The 18251-nt window shown below is 57.5% G+C and carries 18 protein-coding genes; all 18 read right to left on the reverse strand.

Translation table 11 applies throughout. The features are described 5' to 3' along the window. Positions 1-10: 10 nt before the first annotated feature. Entirely contained in the window at positions 11-616 is a 606-nt protein-coding gene (locus BUQ81_RS05620; protein WP_074201387.1) for a flagellar basal body-associated FliL family protein, read from the reverse strand. Between the two features lie 25 nt (positions 617-641). Next, positions 642-1559, reverse strand: a complete 918-nt coding sequence (gene motB / locus BUQ81_RS05625) for a flagellar motor protein MotB (protein ID WP_074201388.1) — start codon at positions 1557-1559, stop codon at positions 642-644. 19 nt (positions 1560-1578) lie between these two features. Then, the gene (gene motA / locus BUQ81_RS05630) at positions 1579-2430 is read right to left on the reverse strand and encodes a flagellar motor stator protein MotA (protein WP_074201389.1); all 852 of its coding nucleotides are present in this window, start codon (positions 2428-2430) and stop codon (positions 1579-1581) included. Positions 2431-2473: 43 nt separating this feature from the next. Further along, complete coding sequence (locus tag BUQ81_RS05635) at positions 2474-4165, reverse strand: flagellar hook-length control protein FliK (RefSeq protein WP_074201390.1); 1692 nt, start codon at positions 4163-4165, stop codon at positions 2474-2476. 53 nt (positions 4166-4218) lie between these two features. Beyond that, positions 4219-4650 carry a flagellar export protein FliJ gene (gene fliJ, locus BUQ81_RS05640; protein ID WP_074201391.1) on the reverse strand — a complete coding sequence of 144 codons (432 nt, stop codon included), beginning with the start codon at positions 4648-4650 and terminating at the stop codon, positions 4219-4221. Continuing rightward, positions 4647-5975, reverse strand: a complete 1329-nt coding sequence (fliI, locus tag BUQ81_RS05645) for a flagellar protein export ATPase FliI (protein WP_074201392.1) — start codon at positions 5973-5975, stop codon at positions 4647-4649. Before fliI ends, fliJ begins: the two co-directional genes overlap by 4 nt. After that, positions 5941-6708, reverse strand: coding sequence for a FliH/SctL family protein (locus tag BUQ81_RS05650; protein ID WP_074201393.1), 768 nt, complete (start codon positions 6706-6708; stop codon positions 5941-5943). The genes fliI and BUQ81_RS05650 overlap by 35 nt, the downstream gene beginning before the upstream one ends. Then, complete coding sequence (gene fliG, locus BUQ81_RS05655) at positions 6709-7722, reverse strand: flagellar motor switch protein FliG (protein ID WP_074201394.1); 1014 nt, start codon at positions 7720-7722, stop codon at positions 6709-6711. Between the two features lies 1 nt (position 7723). Continuing rightward, positions 7724-9409, reverse strand: a complete 1686-nt coding sequence (gene fliF, locus BUQ81_RS05660; RefSeq protein ID WP_074201395.1) for a flagellar basal-body MS-ring/collar protein FliF — start codon at positions 9407-9409, stop codon at positions 7724-7726. A gap of 22 nt (positions 9410-9431) precedes the next feature. Next, complete coding sequence (gene fliE, locus BUQ81_RS05665) at positions 9432-9764, reverse strand: flagellar hook-basal body complex protein FliE (protein WP_074201396.1); 333 nt, start codon at positions 9762-9764, stop codon at positions 9432-9434. A gap of 69 nt (positions 9765-9833) precedes the next feature. Continuing rightward, a complete protein-coding gene (locus BUQ81_RS05670; protein ID WP_074201397.1) occupies positions 9834-11210 on the reverse strand; it encodes a sigma-54-dependent transcriptional regulator in 1377 nt (458 codons plus the stop codon). Beyond that, on the reverse strand, positions 11207-12367 hold the full coding sequence (locus BUQ81_RS05675; protein WP_074201398.1) for a sensor histidine kinase: 1161 nt from the start codon (positions 12365-12367) through the stop codon (positions 11207-11209). The genes BUQ81_RS05670 and BUQ81_RS05675 overlap by 4 nt, the downstream gene beginning before the upstream one ends. Then, positions 12357-13460 carry a sigma-54 interaction domain-containing protein gene (locus BUQ81_RS05680; protein ID WP_074201399.1) on the reverse strand — a complete coding sequence of 368 codons (1104 nt, stop codon included), beginning with the start codon at positions 13458-13460 and terminating at the stop codon, positions 12357-12359. The genes BUQ81_RS05675 and BUQ81_RS05680 overlap by 11 nt, the downstream gene beginning before the upstream one ends. A 68-nt stretch (positions 13461-13528) precedes the next feature. Next, positions 13529-13834: a hypothetical protein gene (locus BUQ81_RS05685; RefSeq protein WP_074201400.1), complete on the reverse strand. Its 306-nt coding sequence runs from the start codon at positions 13832-13834 to the stop codon at positions 13529-13531. 1 nt (position 13835) lies between these two features. Then, positions 13836-14273: a flagellar export chaperone FliS gene (gene fliS, locus BUQ81_RS05690; protein WP_074201401.1), complete on the reverse strand. Its 438-nt coding sequence runs from the start codon at positions 14271-14273 to the stop codon at positions 13836-13838. Between the two features lie 28 nt (positions 14274-14301). Beyond that, the gene (fliD, locus tag BUQ81_RS05695; RefSeq protein WP_074201402.1) at positions 14302-16332 is read right to left on the reverse strand and encodes a flagellar filament capping protein FliD; all 2031 of its coding nucleotides are present in this window, start codon (positions 16330-16332) and stop codon (positions 14302-14304) included. Positions 16333-16449: 117 nt separating this feature from the next. Continuing rightward, positions 16450-16929: a flagellar protein FlaG gene (locus BUQ81_RS05700; RefSeq protein WP_074201403.1), complete on the reverse strand. Its 480-nt coding sequence runs from the start codon at positions 16927-16929 to the stop codon at positions 16450-16452. A gap of 183 nt (positions 16930-17112) precedes the next feature. Beyond that, the gene (locus BUQ81_RS05705; protein ID WP_074201404.1) at positions 17113-17943 is read right to left on the reverse strand and encodes a flagellin N-terminal helical domain-containing protein; all 831 of its coding nucleotides are present in this window, start codon (positions 17941-17943) and stop codon (positions 17113-17115) included. Between the last annotated feature and the right edge of the window lie 308 nt (positions 17944-18251).

The raw sequence follows: 18251 nt of genomic DNA on the forward strand, positions 1-18251 counted from the left end.
TCAGTTTGCCTTATTGCATCACAAAACGCTCGAACAGCACGTCTTCCACCAGATCCGGGTAGATACCATGCTTTTCAAGATCCTTGCGAACCAGCTCGAGAATCTCCTTGCGCAGCTTTTCGGGGCCATCGTCCGTGGCCAGCTCAGAGTAGTGCTGCTTGCGCAGCAGCATGGTGATGTCGTTGCGCAATACGGGGCGCAGATGCTCCAGCTCGCCGTGCTCACCCACCAGCTGCGGGTAATAGGTCATCAGCTTGAGCGTGACCGCCAGGAACTTGGCCTTGCCTTCGCCATGGAAATTGACCACGAAAGGCTTCATCTCGAAATACAGCGGCGGTGCATCCGGGGGTGGCGGATCGAACTGTTTGAATTTGGGCGAATAGTGCTTGGCATGCGGGTTTTCCCCATCGCCGTGGCCACCTTCGCCATGCTCGGCTGACGCTTCGGCAACATGCTCCTTCTTGTCACCGCCCTTGTCGTGGTTCTGGCTCAACAGCAGCCACGCCACCAGGCCCCCCAGGCCCAGCACGATGATAAACAGCAGAATGATCAGGACGAGCAAGAGTGTACTGCTGCCGCCACCAGATTTTTCTTTCTTGTCCTCTTCTTCAGCCATGGTGTTCTCTCCTCAGAGTATTGAATCAATGATGTGCAGGCGCAGCGGGTGCGGGCGCCCGTTGCACCGGGGTACCCAGTTTCAGTTCCTTGCTCAGGTCTTCCACACCCGGCGCCTCGCTCAAGCTCTTGAGCCGCTGCTGCGCATCCTGGCTCAGCACGATAATGCTGATACGCCGATTTCGAGGATTATACGGGTTTTGTTTATCGAACGGCACGGTGTCCGCCAGACCGACTACCTGCGCGATGCGCTTCTCCGGCACGCCGCCACGAATGAGCAGGCGACGGGCAGCATTGGCGCGATCCGCCGACAGCTCCCAGTTGGTGTAATCCTGGCTGGCATAGCGGGATGAGTCGGTATGACCGGCAATACTGATGGGTCGATCCGTATGCGCCAGAATCTGACCCACTTCCTTGATCAGTTTCGCAGCATAGTCCCGTGGCACATCCACCCCAGCTTCAAACATGGGGCGCTTGCGGTCATCCAGAATCTGGATCTGCAGGCCATTGGGCGTCACATCCAGTTTCAACTGATCCTTGAGCTTGCTCAGTTCAGGGTCAGCAGCAATCTTTTTCTGGATCTCCAGCTTCAGCTGCTCCATCTCGGCCTCTTCCTTGGCCTTGCCGGAGCCGCTTTCATCCCCTTCCTTGCCGGTGGGCATGTCCTGAAAACCGCCCGCATCGATAATGGTGTTGGTCTGACGCCCCTGCGACTTGCTTTCCACCAGCACTTCCGGCGAGGCATCGATCACCGTGGGGTTGCGGAAGTATTCGGCGATCGCCTTCATTTCCTCGTCATTGGTGCCCCCCATGACCCACAGCAGCAGGAAAAACGCCATGGTGGCGGTCATGAAGTCCGCAAACGCGATCTTCCATGCCCCGCCATGCGCCGCATGGGGACATTTATTGACCCGTTTGATAATTATGGACTGTTCATCGCTCATGGCGCGCTTCCGCTACTGATTACTTAATGGACTGAAGGTATTCATCCAGTTCCTGGAAGGAAGGCCGCTCCACATGGGGCACCGCCTTGCGGCCGAACTCCACCGCCACCTGCGGTGCATACCCATTGAGGTTGGCCATCAGGCAAGTCTTGATTACCCCGTAAAAATGGCCCTCGTCATTGGCGCGGTTGACGATGTCGTTGCCGATGGGCGCCACGAAGCCATAGGCCGCCAGAATACCGAGGAAGGTTCCCACCAGTGCCACGGACATGTGGTGGGCGATCTCCATCGGGCCGGCATCCAGATAGCCCATGGTAATAATGATCCCCATAACTGCCGCCACGATACCAAAGGCCGGCAGCGCCTGCGCCACCTCCCCGATGGCATAGCCGGGCAGTGCCGCTTCATGGTGATGCAGATCCAGCTCGAGAATCATCAGATCCTCCAGCTGATAGGGGTTGCTGGCACCTGAAATCATCAGACGCAGGTAGTCACAGATAAAGTCCACCACATGGTGATCCGCCGCCACCTTGGGGGCCGAGTTGAACAGCTCGCTGGAGTGAGGATCTTCCACATCCGCCTCAATGGCCATCAGCCCTTCGCGACGTGCCTTGTTGAAGATCTTGAACATCAGCCCCAGCAGTTCGAGGTACATTTCCTTGTTGTAGGGATTGGGCTTGGCAAGTCCCACGGCTTTGGAGAAGCCCTGCTTGATCGCCCAGCCCGGCGTGGCAATAACATAAGCGCCGAATGCACCACCACAGATGATGACCAGCTCAAGGGGCTGGATCAAAATTCCGATTGAACCGTGAGGCAGGTAGCCCCCCAGTACACACCCGATTACGATGATTGTGCCGACAATCGCTTTCATGAATTAGGCTCTCAAAGGCTGTGCGTTAAAAACGCGGCATAGTCTAAACAAAATGGTCCACCAGCGCATCGACGCGGGTCCACTGGCGCACGGCAAGTTCTTCTTCGGCCCCAATATCTGCCTGCGCATGGGGAGCCGCACCGCCACGACCTTCAGCCTGCCCTTCACGGCGGGCATCGGCAAACGCCTGCGCATGGCTCTGTTCATCCGGCGACACTGTCACACCGGCAAGGTTGAGTCCCTGCTGGTCAAACATCTCCCGCAGTCGCGGCAACGCCTGCTCGATCGCCTCGCGCGTCAGTGCATGATGGGCGTGCAGACTGACCTGAACGGACTGATCCTTGTCCAGTTTCATCTTGATCTGGATCGGCCCCAGGTGTGCCGGGTGCAGGCGTACCTGTGCCAGCTGCTGATTGTTCTGCGCCAGCACCATCACCCGCTGCGCCAAGGCCTTGCCCCAGTCCGGGTGACGCAGGGGCAGCGCAATGGCTGACTGGGCTGGCGAAGGCAACTGACCGGCATCCGTACGGAGCATGCCCAGCGTGGAGGATGGCTGTCCCTGTCCCTGATTCATCGCACCATTTCCAGTGTCGCCCTGGGTCATCTGTGCAGAGACGGGACGCTCGGAAAGCTGCTCAAAGCGCTGAATCAGCCCCTCGCGCAAGGAGACGCTCTGATCCATGCGCGGGTTCAAAAGATTGCGCACGGCATGGGCCAGCAAGGGAATCTCCTGACTAACCACTCGCTGTTCATCCACTATTGAGGAAAAGGTGACCAAGGTTTCAGCCGGGGCGGTTTTGTTCGGCTTATCATCCGCTGCGGCAACAGAGGCGTGTGCAGCCAGCTGCTGCAGGCGCGCGTGCAATGTCGCAAGACGCTTCATCAGCACATCCGAGGCATTCCTCTGTGTACCGGCTTCGCTTTTCAGCACGTCAGTCTGTCCTGCGCCTGTTTTGTCAGAATTGGCAAGTGCATACTCTGTTTCAGGGTCTGTATCCAGCTGCCTCAAACCGGCAGCCTGGGATGCTGGCGCGGCAAGAATTGCCGCCCCATCACCCGCCGGACGGTAATCCTCGTCGATTTTCGAAGCATGCCTGTCTGCCACGTTCTGATGAGCCAGCAATGCCCCCAGCCGTGCCAGCCCCTGCACCAACGAGCCCAGGTCGATGCCTTGTCCACCTTTTTTTTCTTCATCAGACAGGGTGCGCTCAGCTGCATGACCCTTGCCTTGCAGTGAGGCCATCTCAACCTGGTCATCACCACCATACAATCGATTTTCCTTTAGCAGATCGGTACCAAACAGCGCCTCAAGGGCCTCTCGCTGATCCCCATCCACCGTAATGTCACGCTCTTCAGCCAATCGTTTCTGCCCTTCGGGAAGCGAGGCAAAAAAGGCCTGCAGTGCATCAGCAAGACTCTGGACCGCTTCATGCAGTGCATCGGCTTGCAGGTTTTTTCCCCCCAGCGATACCGAACGATTTTCCAAGGTCTCAAGAAAACCGCTCATTGCATCCATCAAGTTCTCAAGAGCGGCCTGCTGATCATCCGTCAGCGTATTGGCTTCCACCGGTACAGAAACCTCACCCTTGCCATCCATTTGGGCAAAGGCGCGCTGAAACAACTGGGCAAAATCCGCCACCGCAGACTGCGACGACGCTTCCTTATTCAAACTGCTGGCGACCAAGCCATCGGAGGGATTAACAGCTGTCATGCTTGCAATTGGATTCAAGGCCATAACATTGTCCTGTCATTGAGTCTGCCAAGAGATGAGCAACAACTGTGCCGTTTTTAGCGGGAGGGCATTCGAGCTGCAAGCGCGTCCGTTTCTTTCTGCAGCTGGCGCGCTTCAGCCTGCGCCAGCGCCTGCTCGGTACGCTGCAGCAGTTTTTCCAGAGCGCTGACCTGGCGATACTGTTGCTGCCACGCCTGCTGCAGGGCTTCGATCTGCTCGGCAAGTTGCTTACATTGCTGCTGCTGATGCATCCGTGCCTGCAAAAGCTGCTGGACGAACGCCTTGCGCTGCATGACCTGCTGCGCGGACAAGGATCCGGCAAGCTGATCCACACTGAGCGTGTACTGACTGAGGTCTTCCAGCTGTTGCTGCAGCAGCACTTGCTGCTGCTGCAGCATGGAAATCTGCTGGGCAAGCTGATCCAGCTGGGCCTGTGCATGATCCCGAACCTTGCGGTAGCGATCCCGCTGCTGAAGAAGGGTTTTCATCGCAGCACCTGTGCGAGCTGCTGCACACTCTGTTCGAAAGGCACGCGTTCCTGGATGGCCTGGGTCAGAAAGGCATTCATGCCCTCGCGACGGCGAATGGCTTCATCCACGAGCGGGTCACTCCCCTGGCGATACATGCCGAGGCTGATCATGTCCCGATTGGTTTCATAGGCACTGTATAGCTGCTTGAAGCGCCGCGCCAGCTGCTGATGCTGTGGCGTGGTGATCTCCACCATCAAGCGGCTGACGGACGCCGCCACATCGATGGCCGGATAGTGGCCGCTATCCGCCAGCGCCCGCGACAGCACAATGTGCCCATCCAGCACACCGCGTCCTGCATCCACCACCGGATCCTGCGTGTCATCCCCTTCAGCCAGCAGCGTGTAGATGGCAGTCAGGGTGCCGCCGCTTTCACCAGCGTTACCGGCACGCTCGACCAGCTGCGGAATGCGGGTAAACACGGAGGGTGGATACCCCTTGGTCACCGGCGGTTCACCTGCAGCGAGGGCGATTTCCCGCTGCGCCTGAGCATAACGCGTCAAAGAATCCATCAACAACAGAACCCGATGTCCCTGATCACGGAAATATTCCGCCAGCGCGGTGGCGTACAGGGCGCCCTGAAGACGCATCAATGGCGACGTATCGGCCGGCGCGGCTACCACAACACTTTTGGCCAGGCCCTCGGCACCCAGATTGGAACGGATGAAGTCCCCGACCTCGCGCCCCCGTTCACCGATCAGCCCGACGATGACGATATCTGCTTCGGTAAAGCGTGTGATCATGCCCAGCAGCACGCTCTTGCCCACCCCCGTGCCGGCGATCAGGCCAACGCGCTGCCCCTGCCCCAGCGTCAACAGGCCATTGATGGCGCGCACGCCCACATCGAGAGGCTCCGTAATCGGCTTTCGGCTGAGCGGATTGTGGGGTGGCGCATTGAGCACAACACTTTCGACAGTTTGCAGCGGCTGGTCATCCAGCGGACGTCCGAGGGCATCCACCACCCGCCCAAGCAGGGCGCGCCCTGCCGGAAAGTGTGCCATCTGCTGGCGCTGCCACACCCTGGCACCGGGCACCAGATCGGAAACCAGCTCAATGGGCATGAGAAACAGCCGCCCTGCCTCAAAGCCCACCACCTCGGCCTCGATCGGTGCACCCTCGCCCCGCGCCACCAGACAGCGGGCGCCCAAGGGCGCCTGCAGACCGGCCATCTCAAGCGTCAGACCCGACACGCGGACCAGCTTGCCGGTAATCTGCGGCGGAGCAGGCTCGGGCGGGATGAATTGCTGCAGACTAGTCTGCAGTGTGTGCGACAGTATCTTTGACATGGTGTGCCAACTGCGAACGAAGCGCTTCGAGGTAGCCATCCAGCGCAGTGGCCAGATTGAGCGTCACTTCGCTGGCATCCTGTGTCACGCGATAGTGATCGGATGGCAGTTCCGGATCTTCGTACAGGGTGCAATGATCCGCCAGAGGTCCCAGCAGCTCGGCGATGCGTGTTTGTGCCCCGGCCGGCACATAAATCTCCACGCCGGCGCGCTGCTGCTGCAGGGTATGCACCACCTTCTGCAGGGTCGTCCGCAGCCAGGTCTGCTCAAGCTGAGGATCACTCTGCAAGAAAGTGGCTACGCTGCGTGTGACCACCTCTGCAAGCGTATCGGCAAGGCGCTCATCCAGATCGGACAGCGGCTGGTTCAAGGCAGTCAACAGGGCTTCAGTCTCCCGCTGCCAGCTTGCCTGCTGCACAGCGGCTTCTTCCGCGGCCGCAGCCCGCCCTTGCGCATAGCCCTTTTCATAGCCAGCTTTCCGACCCGCCTCAAAACCGGCCCGGTAGCCTTCCTCCCGCGCTTTGCCCTTCAGCTGTGCCAATTCCTTGTCAAGGCGGGGCTTAAGTTCGGCGCGCATCTGCTCAAGCAGCTGCGCGTCCAATTGAGCCTGAAGCCGGGCTTCGGTTTGTGCAAAACGCTCCAGACCCCAGTCTGCCTGATCCACCGGCTTGACGGCATCAGCCGGTGCGCGCAGCGGTCGTGTTGGTTGAGGCTGTGGCTTCTTCAGCGTCATTTACAGCATCTCCTCGCCGCCACCCGGCATGGTGATCTTGCCTTCGTCCGCGAGGCGACGAATCACCTGAATAATGGTGCGCTGGGCATCTTCCACCTCGCTGAGCTTGGCAGGCGGCGCATTTTCCAGGTCATCACGCATAATATCGGCCTGGCGCTTGGACATGTTGTTGAGGAACTTGTTGCGCAATTCGTCGTCCGCCGCCTTGAGCGCCAGCACCAGCACATCGTTGGGAATTTCGGCCAGCGCGGTCTGAATGGCGCGGTCATCCAGCCCCTTGATGTCTTCAAAGGTAAACAGCTGATCCTGAATCTTCTGGGCAATGTCTTCGTGTTCGGAGGCCACCTCTTCGAGAATTTCGATGCCGGTGCTGCCAAGCATGTTGATGATTTCCGCTGCCTGCTTGGTCCCCCCAATGGCTGCCAGCTTGCCTCCGCGCCCGTCCTTGGAAGCATTTTCAATCACATCGTTAAGGTCGAACAGCGCATTGGGCTGAACGGCCTCAAGCGTAGCGATGCGGTAGATGACCTCGGCATGGAACCGCTGCGGAATGCCCTTTAGCACTTCTGCTGCCTGATCCGGCTCGAAGTAGGAAAGAATCACGGCGATAACCTGCGGGTGCTCATTGCGCAACATATTGGCCACTGTTGAGGGGTGCATCCACTTGAGGGCTTCCAGCCCCTTAAGCTGATCGGCCAGCATGTGTGCATCGAGGATGGCGCCTCCCTCGCCCAGGGCTTCAGCCATCAGCTCCTGCGCATATTCGCTCGGGTCAATGCCCAGCACGTCCTCACCCACTTCATCGAGGAACTCTTCAAAGACAGCCTTGATCTCTTCGCGGGTAATATTTTCCAGCTGCGCCATGGTGGTGCCGATCATCTGCACCTCGCGCGGGTTCATGTGCTTGAGCACCCGCGCGGCATTATCCTTGCCGATTGCGAGGAGGAAAATGGCCGCCTTGTCCAGTCCGGACAGGCCTTCTTCCAATTCTTCCGGCGCCAGTTCTTCGGCCATCTCAGTCCTCCTGCAGCCACTGTTTCAGGATATGAGCCACGCCTTTCGGGTCGTTCTGCACGATGCTGCGCACTTTTTCCATCAGTTGCTGTTCTTCATCCGTACCGTGGGCAATCTCTTCCACGGTCTGTTCGACGCTTTCGTCAATCTGCTCCAGCGCCTTGTGAATTTCTTCAAGGTTTTCCAGCGTCTCTTCGGCTTCTTCAGCTTCCAGCTCTTCCGGATACTCGATCTGCAGGGTTTCATCCGGCTTAGTGAGATCCTTAATCATGGGTCGGATCACGCCGAAGAGGACGACCAGCACGCCCAGCACCGCCAGCCCCTGCTTGACCAGGTCGATAAACCACGGCTCCTGCCAGATGGGAACCTCTTCCAGTGCTTCCTGTTTCACAAATGACGCATTAAGCACACTCAAGGTGTCCCCACGCGCCGGCTCCAGCGCCACGGCGTCACTGACCAGCTTCTTGAAGCGATCCAGCTCTTCTGGTGCCCAAGGCACGCGCTTCACTTCGCCGCTTTGTTCATCCACCTGGGTCTTGTCATCCAGCACCACGGCGACGGAGAGACGGCGGATGGTGCCAATCTGGCTCTTGACATGGCTGACTGTGCGATCGATCTCATAGTTGCGCGTGGTTTTCTCCTTGAGGCGCTTCGCATTGGCTTCTGCGACATCCGTACCTGTATAGCCGGTTTCCGGTGCGATGCCGGCGCGGGGCGGCTGGTTGGTCAGCGCGCCCGGAATGCCTTGGGGCCCCTTGTCGCGATCCAGCTCCTTGATAACCTGCTCGGAACGAATCGCCATGGGGTCGGGTTCATAGTTCTCGCGTGTCTGTTCCTGTTGAGTGAAGTCGATATCCGCGGTCACCTGTGCGCGCACCCGCGATGCACCGCCGACCACCGGCGCCAGCACATCGATAATGCGCCGCGACAGCGTCTGCTCCACGGTCCGGGTGTAATCCAGCTGCTTGAGACTGACGCGCATCTGCCCCGCCTGGTTGTCGGACAGCAGATTGCCGTACTGATCCACCACGGTGACATTTTTCGGACTCAGGTTAGGCACGCTAGCGGCCACCAGATAGACGATGGCGTTGACCTGCTCGGGTGTCAGCTGACGCCCGGGACGCAGCCGCACCACCACGGAGGCCTTGGCCGGCTCCTGCTTGCGCACGAATACGGAACGCTTCGGCAGGCCCAGCATGACCTTGGCCGAAGCGATGGCATCGATCGACTCAATGGAGCGGGCCAACTCGCCCTCTAGGGCGCGCTTGTATTGCGTGGTTTCACGAAATTGGGAAACGCCAAAGCCCTGATCCTTGTCCAGCAGCTGATAGCCGGTTGGGGCGCTTTTGGGCAAGCCTGCAGCAGCCAGCTTGAGACGCAGCTTGTAAACCTCATCCTTCGGCACCAGCACCGCACCGCTGCTCGGATCGATCTTGTAGTCCACCTTGTTCTGCTCGAGATACTCGACCACAGTCTGCATCTCCTTGGCATCCATGCTGCCGAACAGCAGGGTGTAGTCACTCTTGCCGCTCCACAGCAGCAGACCGACGGTCATCGCCACCACCGCTGCAATGGAAACCAGCAGGCTGATCTGTTTGGCGACGGACAGAGATGAAAGACGCCCGATCAGCGTTCCCAGCGGATCGGGCGAGGCGGTCGTGGCTTGGACTTCAGGCTGTTCTGCCATTCAATGGTTTCCTGTAGGCCGATCAGATCGGCATGTTCATCACTTCCTTGTAGGCTTCCACAAGCTTGTTGCGCACCTGGGTCATTGCCTCAAAGGACAACGACGCCTTCTGCGCCTGCAGCATCACCTGCGAAAGCTCAACGCCGGGCTCACCCAACTCGAAGGCCTGTTTCAGCTCGGAGGCCTTGTGCTGCTCGGCGTTGACGCCCTCAATGCCCTGCTTGAGCAGATCGGCAAAAGCTTCCGCACCCTGCGGTGCTTCAGTCTGCTGAACGGCATCCGGCTTGATCTGCTCGGCCTGAGCCGCAAGGGCGCGCATTTGCATCAACAGATTCTGGGTATTGACTGGACTCATGGTGCACTCTCAAGTTTTCTCTGTTACGGCCGTTAAAGCAAAGGTTGTGCCACTGTCAAGATCCCAACATCAGGGAATATCGTAGCCCGCCTCTTTCAGTTTGGCCAGTTTGTAGCGCAGCGTGCGCGGGCTGATCCCAAGCGCTTCGGCGGTTTTCTGCCGATGACCATCAAAGCGCTGCAGCGTATCAAGAATCACCTGCGTCTCGTGTGCCTTGAGCTCATTGGCCATTTTGACATTGGCGCTTTTAGCAGGCACAGCTGACGCTGGAACAACGTCCACATCCCGCATCAGGCTTGCTGGCCCCGCCAGCTCGCTGAGCCACTTCTGACTGTCCAGCAGAATGTCTTCCGGTTGGATGGTTTCACTTTCAGCAAGCACCAGTGCACGCTGAATCACATTGTCCAGTTCGCGAATGTTGCCCGGCCAGTCATATTCCAGCAGCTTTTTCATCGCCGGCGCACTCAGCACCGGACAGACACGCTTGCGCCCGCAGTGGCGTTGAATGAGGTATTCGGCCAGGTAGGGAATATCCTTCTTGCGTTCGCGCAACGGCGGCAGGTGGATGGGAAAGACATTGAGGCGATAGAACAGGTCCTCGCGGAAGTCACCCCGCTCAATGGCGGCCTGAATATCGATATTGGATGCGCTGAGAATGCGTACATCCAGCGGGATCACCTCGTGACTGCCCAGCCGCTCCACCTCCCTTTCCTGCAACACGCGCAGCAGCTTGGTCTGCAGATCCGGACGCATTTCGCCGATTTCGTCCAGAAAAAGCGTCCCCCCCTGCGCCTGTTCGAACTTGCCCGGCATGGATTTAACCGCGCCGGTAAAGGCCCCCTTTTCATAGCCGAACAGCACGGCCTCGAGCATGTTTTCCGGAATGGCGGCACAGTTGATGGCGACAAACGGCGCCTCCTTGCGAGGCGAGTTGGCGTGGATATACCGTGCCAGCACCTCCTTGCCGGTGCCACTTTCGCCGCTGATATAGACACTGGCGTCGCTCTGGGCCACCTTGCGCGCCATGGCCTTGATCTGCTGCGTGGTGGGGTCCGCTGCAATGAAATCGTCTTCACTCGCGGCAACCCGGTTGAAAAAGCGCTCTGCCTTCTCCACCAGCGCGTTCGCCTCAAAGGGCTTGGTCAGGTAATCCACCGCGCCCAGTTTCATGGCCTCCACAGCCTGATCCACGGATCCATACGCGGTCATGAGCACCACCGGCAGCCAGGGCTTGTGGCTGCGGATGCGCCGCAGCAGGGTGACACCGTCCATGCCATCCATGCGGATATCGGAAAACACCATGCCAATATCCCCGCGCAACGCCTTGAGTGCCTCTTCGGCGCTGTTGGCGGTCTCCACTTCGTAGCCGTGCAGACTGAGGGTCTCAGCCAGCGCTTCCTGCAGCTGCTGGTCATCCTCCACGACTAGTATCTTGGCCAGTGTCACCCGTCTCGCTCACTCTGCTGCAATGGAAGTTTGATATAAAAGGTGCTGCCCTGCCCTTCTCGGGAGTGCACCCATACGGTGCCATTATGCGCTTCTACAACGGCGCGCACAACCGCCAGCCCAAGCCCCGTACCCTGGGCGCGACTGGTGAAAAAGGGTTCAAAGATGCGCTCTTGGTTTTCCTCTGGAATGCCGGGGCCATCATCGGTCACGCTCAGCATGACTGCCTGCTCCTGATCCCACACATCGATCGACACGTGCACACCCTCCTTGCCGGCTTCCAGCGCATTGGCCCCCAGGTTGTGCAGGGCGGTCAACAGGGCTTCTTCATCGCCGACGAGATGTGTGCGTTCGCTGTCATTGCGGATGGCCAGCGTACTGTGGGTGGCATCCAGTTGGGGCTTGAGTGCCTGCTGCAGTCGTGTCAACAGGGTTTCGATTTCAACCGGCTTGCTGGCGCTACGGCCGCCGCGGGCGTACTGGAGCATGTCGTTGACCAGCCCTTCTATATGGCGCAGACTGCCAAGGGAACGTTCCACAAAGCGCTGACGCTTGTCCGGGTCCATGTCGTTATTGAGCTGGCTCATGTACAGCAACGCGGTGGAAAGTGGTGTACGGATCTGATGCGCCAGTGAAGCAGCCATCTCCCCCATGGAGTTGAGGCGCTGATGGCGGCTGCGGTGCTGCTGAAGATGGTGCGCGGCGGTCACGTCCTGAATCAGCAGCAGACGTCCAGCGGGCTGATCCAGGGTGCGCGACGAGAGCTGATAGACGCGGCCATCATGGGTGATGAGTTCACCCACATCGGTCACATGCAGAAAGACGTTGCGCACCACCACTTCCCACAGGCGCCCCTGGGCATCCTTGCCCAGTATCGCCTCTGCAGCGGGGTTCATTTCCACAATTTCATCACGCGCGTTGAGCAGCAGCACACCCGCCGGGAGGAGATCGAGCAGGCGCTCCAGACGCTCGCTCAATTCACGACGTGCCTGGTTGGCCTCCGCCAGCTCGACCTGAACCGAGGCCAGCTGTTTCTGCAGGCCCTCGTAAGCCTGTGTCAGCTGCAGCGAGGTCTGATTGAACAGCGCAAAGGCTTCCTCCAGCTCACGGATGCGAGCCTGTTCATCACGAACGGCAGACGAAGTTTCAGAGGCCATATTTCTTGATTTTCTCTACCAGCGTGGTGCGGTTCATCTTCAGCAGTTTGGCCGCCTGTGAAACATTGCCCTGGGTCGTTGCCAGGGCCTTCTGAATGAGTGTTTTCTCCATTTCCACCAGATAGGACTTCAAATCCAGCCCTGCGTTCAAATCGAGATTTTCGGGTTCTGTAAAAAGTCGGGGACCCCCCTCTTGCGTATCGGCCTTTTGAGGGTCTGCTGTCGCCTGCTCTGCTGCATCGGCTTCCTCTTTCAAGGCGGTGTCCGTATCGGACGCTTCAAGGCCGGGCACTTCGGGTGGGTGCAGCAGCACCATTTCATCGCTCAATTCGATCTGGTACCTGGGGGGCAACTGGTCATAGCCCACCGTTTCGCCCGGATAGAGAATGGAAAGGCGCTCGGCCAGATTGCTTAATTCGCGCACATTGCCCGGCCAGGCGTAGTACTGCAGCGCACGCATGGCATCCTCATCCAGCGTGGGGGTTTCAAAGCCACGTGCCTCAATGCGGAAAAAAAGATGTTCCAGCAGCAGCGGAATGTCTTCCTTTCGCTCCCGCAGCGGCGGCACTTCGATGGGAAATACATTGAGGCGATAAAACAGGTCTTCGCGAAACTCGCCTTCTTCAATGCGCTCTTCCAGATTCTGATGGGTGGCAGCGATCACGCGCACATCGCAGGTAATGCTCTTGTTGGAGCCAATGCGCTCGAAGGTGCGTTCCTGCAGCACTCGCAGCAATTTCACCTGCATGGGCAGTGGCATGTCACCGATTTCGTCCAGAAACAGCGTGCCCTTCTCAGCCATCTCGAAGCGGCCCTTGCGGGCGGTAATGGCACCGGTAAAGGCACCTTTTTCGTGACCGAACAGTTCAGATTCCAGCAGTTCACCTGGAATGGCACCGCAATTAATGGGGACAAAGGGTTTTTCGCAGCGGTTGGAAGCGCGATGAATCGCCTGGGCGATTACTTCCTTGCCCGTACCGGATTCACCGAGAATAAGGACCGTGGCATCGGTGGGCGCCACTTGAAGAATGAGTTTTTTGACCCGCACCATGGCGGGGCTGCGACCAATCAAACTGTCCAGAGCAGGATGCATAAAAAATGGCCTGAAATGATTTCAGGCCATTTATACAGACGCAAAAGCCAAATGTCAAAATTTTGGCATTAAGATTCGGCACGTAAATAGGTGCGTGTTTTCTGCAGCCCGGCCAACTGTTGCTGATGTTCGCGGGACAGGGCCTGCATGGCAGCCTCAAGCAGCTGTGTTTTCTGCTGCACATCTTCCAGCAGGCGCATCAGCTTTTCCAACACATCATCCCGTTCCATTTCCGCCTCCATTGTCTGAATGCAGGACGCCACTTCGTGCTGCCAGCGCGCCTGAAGGTACTGGAGCTGATCCCACGCCCTCTTTTGAATGGCCTGTTCCATCAGTGCAGAAAGATTCAGGCAGGTGAGATAACAGTTGCTCATGTCAGCCGGCTTCTGCGCGCAACTTCTCCAGCGCCCCATCATCCAGTACACGGTATTTTTCGGGCATATTGTCCCAGCCATCCTTGAGCGTGCTCAGCAGCTCCACGATGACATCGTATTTTTCCGGACTGGAGGTTTTGCTGGCTTCCAGTGCGTGGCGCAGTATAAAGTCGTACAGTGCGTCCAGCTGCTGGGCCAGCTCCCCTCCCTTGCCATGATCAAGACTGGCGCGCAGGCTGCTGACAATATCCATCAGCTTGCCGGTATTCAGCGCCCGCGGCTCGATCTGTTTCTTTTCAGCAGCAATTTTTGCCAGTCGTGCATGGCGGATGGCCGCCTCATACAGCAAGGATACCCGCTTGTGCGGCGTGGCACTGAAGACCAGACTCTCTACGTCCGTGTTCTTGTACTGCTGCAGGATTTTCTGTTTGTTGTACATCCCTGTTCTCCCTTGTGCGGTCTGTTAATTACTGATCATTCTTGGGCTGTAGGGCCGCCAGCTGAGCGGCCAGCGAGGCCTGAGTCTGCTTCATGCTGCTGAGCACCGACTGCAGCTGTCCAAACTGAATACGATATTTGAGCTCCAGGCGCTCATAACGAGCATCGATCTTTTCCTGCTGCTCGGCATATTCCTGCTCTTTCTTGTGCAGGTTGTCCAGCTTCTGACCGACCACGCCGTCGCTGCTCATCCATTGCTTGAACTGCGTCACCATCTGATCAGCTATGCCTCGCTGAAAGGTAATGGTACCGCGCGAACCGGTGGCCGAGCCGTCAATGGTAAGCTCCAGCCCCTTGGGCAGACCGTCCAGCGCATAGTCGCTGACTTTTACAGTTTTGCCCTGTCCGGTAAAGGTGTAGGAGTTGCCCGTGACAGGGTCCGTAATCTGACCGCCCACATCCTGACCGGTGGCACTGCTGCCGCTGGTCCAGCCCACCACACCACTGTCCAGCAGCGTGCCGGCGTCCAGCGAGATTTTGGAAGCACTGCCATATTTTTCGGACAGAATGACAAACGCATCATTGGTGCCATCGTAGCGAACCTGCACCTTGCTGCCCTTGGCGGCCACATTGGCATCATTGTTAATGGCATTCTGAATCAGGCTGGCCAGCTGGTCCTTGCTGTAGGTGCCGGCAGCCAGATTGAGCACAGCGGTCTGGGTGCCGTCCACAGTCACCTGTAGGGTATTGTTGGTGCCATCCAGCGTAATGTTAGCGCCCGCACCCGTCCCCAGATTTGCACCTGTCAAGGTTGCCTGCTGCGCCGCCTGGGATACAAACAGGTCCCAGGTTCCTTCCGGCGTCTTGTCGTTGGAGCCCACATACTGAACCAGAGGATCCGTCGCGTCCAGACTGGCAGCAAACAGCTTGCCCACAGCTTCAGGATTGGCACTCAAGGCCTGATCCAGCTTGGCTGCATCAAATTCCAGCGTGCCATCCCGGTTGGTGAGAATGCCCAGATCGGCCAGACTACTGAATGGCCCACTGCCCGAAATGGGCTGCGCGATCATATTGCGCACCTGATCCTTGAGCATGCGCAGGGTAGAATCGCCTTTCAATGCGCCCGATGTGGGATCTTCTTCGCTGGGCGTGTTGTCATAGGAGCTCAATATCTTGAACACGTCCTGCAGGCTGTTGTAGAGATCGACAAAATCCTGCACCGCCTGTTTGGCGCCGGACGTGTCCGATGCCACGGTGAGCGTCTTGACCTGCCCGGGCGCGGCCGATTTGAGATTGAGGCGTACGCCATCAATGACGTCCTCTACCACATTGGTGCTGCGGGTAATGGTGAGGCCATTGACGTTAATCTGCGCATCCTGGGCAGCAACAGTTTCCAGCATGTTTGCATTGATAAGCTGAGACAGACCGACCGCATCGGTATTGTTGCCATCGCTATCCGTAACGGAAATATTGATCGCATTGGCTGCACCGGAATTACTGGCAGTGAACATCAACTTGTAGCCGCTTCCGGTATTCACAATCGTGGCTGAAACGCCAATATTGGCGCTATTTACGGCCGAACGAATGCCCTCAAGGGTATTGTTGCTGCTGTCAATGGTAATGTCGTGCTGCACGCCGGCTACGGTGATACTCAATGTGCCCTCGCCGACCACATCGGCTGTGGAGGAAAAGTCCGTATTGGTCGCCAAGGTATGGTGCGTCGCCAACTGCTGTACCTCGACCTGATAGGTCCCCGGCACCAGCTTGCCAGTGGCTTCAGCGCTGATAACACTCTCGTCCGATGATGAGATGGTCTTCTTATTGAAGGTATCCAGCGACAGCAGCGACTGCACCTGACTGTTGAAACCGTTAAGCGCCTGGTTGAGCAGGTCATAGCCGCTCAGTTTGTAGTTGAGCTTCTGCTGTTTGGTTTCCAGATTAGTGCGCTGCGCCGCCACGTCGGCATTCGCCAGCACCTGCGCCATGGTTTTCACGTCAAACTGACTGGCGCCCATGCTGTTCAGCAGTGCAAGTCCGATATCACTGGTTCCACTTGCCATGGGGTAATTCCTTTACTCTGGTCGCTGTGTATGTCTCTTTATACTGACTTTATCGACAGCAACAGCAATAAGTTGAGGTGTTTCCTGCCGCAGCGGGCTTAGCAAGATATGCGCCACTCAGGCGCGAGTAGAGAGCAACAGGCCCTTCTCACCGCTTGTATCGGTTTCACGCGCCAGTTGGAGAGACTGCAGGTAGGCATCAATACGTTCGGCCCAGCGCAGCTGTTCTTCCGGTGGAATCTGGCGGATAAGCTCACCGGTCTGCATGTCACGCAGGGCAATGAACATGCGCTGGGTTTCCTTGTCGATTTCAAACGCGATGCGTATATTGCGGCTGGCAAAGGCTTGGCGAGTGGATTCGGAAATTTCGTCAGGTCGCACCTGATGATCATGAGATCTGGAATCTGCCGACGCACGCGCCAGATCTGACAAGAACTCAGGAAGCGCTTGCTCGGATGAAGAACGGGCGGCGCCTTCAGCCAGATGGTTCGCTGCATCCGACAAGCCGGCAGAGTCCCCACCCCTCTCTTTCTGAGGTACAAGGCGGCCAGGTTCTGAAGGATAAGAAACGGATGGTGTAATGCGTTCCGGCAGCATACGCCCCTCCTTTCTTATTGATTTTAAGACTTTTTTCACCCGTGCGCCAACAAAAAAAGCGGCCGTCATCACAAAGGATGAGGTGCCGCCAACACACAAGGGAACTTTGCGCCGCTTTCCGGGCCCAGCCCTGGCTGTTTTGTCCCTTAAATTATCACACTATTCTGTTGTTATGTTTATGGATTATTTAAGCAGCTGCACGACCTGCTGTGATTGCTGGTTTGCCTGTGACAGCATGGCCATGCCTGCCTGCTGCAGCACCTGAGTCCGTGCCAGGTTGGCCGATTCGCGAGCGAAGTCGGCATCCTGAATTCGGCTGCGAGACGCCTTGATGTTTTCATTGACGTTCTGCAGGTTGGTAATGGTATGTTCAAAGCGGTTCTGAATTGCACCCCACTGCGCGCGCACGAGATTCAGATAGGAAATATCGCGATCCATTCGGCTGAGCGTTTTCAGGGCACTGGCCTGAGTGGAGACATTTGCCCCGCCAAAGCTCATATTTGCATTGGCCGCCGCAATGGAAACCAGCGGAATCGAAATTTCATTAGCTTTGTCTGCCTCCCATCCCGCATGGATACTCAACCCAGCATTGGAACCATTCAGAAGTGCTATACCATTAAACTTCAACGTCTGCCCAATCCGGCTGATCTCAATCTTCAACTGTGAAACTTCATATTGCGCATCCAAACGCTGTGCGGAAGTGTATGTATCGTTGGCCATCTGCACCGCAAGCTCACGAATGCGTTGCAGCATATTGACCACTTCCTCTACCGCACCATCCAGGGTCTGGACAACGCCGATACCATCCTGCGCATTGCGAATGGCCATATCGGTACCGCGGATCTGGGAGTCCATCTTGGTAACGACAGCCTTGCCTGCGGCATCATCAGCAGTGTGGTTGATTCGGAGGCCCGATGTCAGGCGCTCCATGGAAACTTTCTGTGAACGAGAAACTACGTCCAGAAGACGAACGGCGTTTTCAGACGCCATATTGGTGTTGATGACCATAGCCATGATGATCTCTCCCTTGTGTGATTGCAAGTATTTATTTTTATTGAAGGTCGCTCTCCGTCGCCCTCACTTAGGTTATCGTCATCACACCGGGATTCTTTAGGACAATTTTGAGAAAAATGTTCACTTTTCGCAGAAAGGAAAAGCCCCCAAGGGCTGGGGGCTTGTTTAGGAGTGTTGATTAAGCAAGATGCCTGTAATGGCCTCGCGAACTTCACCATCCCCATAATCACTCTGCTCCAGATAGCGCTGGATCATCTCCAGCCTGGCCAAAGCTTCTTCGCTTGGGATCTGGCGAATGACCTTGTTAT

The sequence above is a fragment of the Sulfurivirga caldicuralii genome (genome assembly GCF_900141795.1).
In the GTDB taxonomy this organism is placed as follows: Bacteria; Pseudomonadota; Gammaproteobacteria; order Thiomicrospirales; family Thiomicrospiraceae; genus Sulfurivirga; species Sulfurivirga caldicuralii.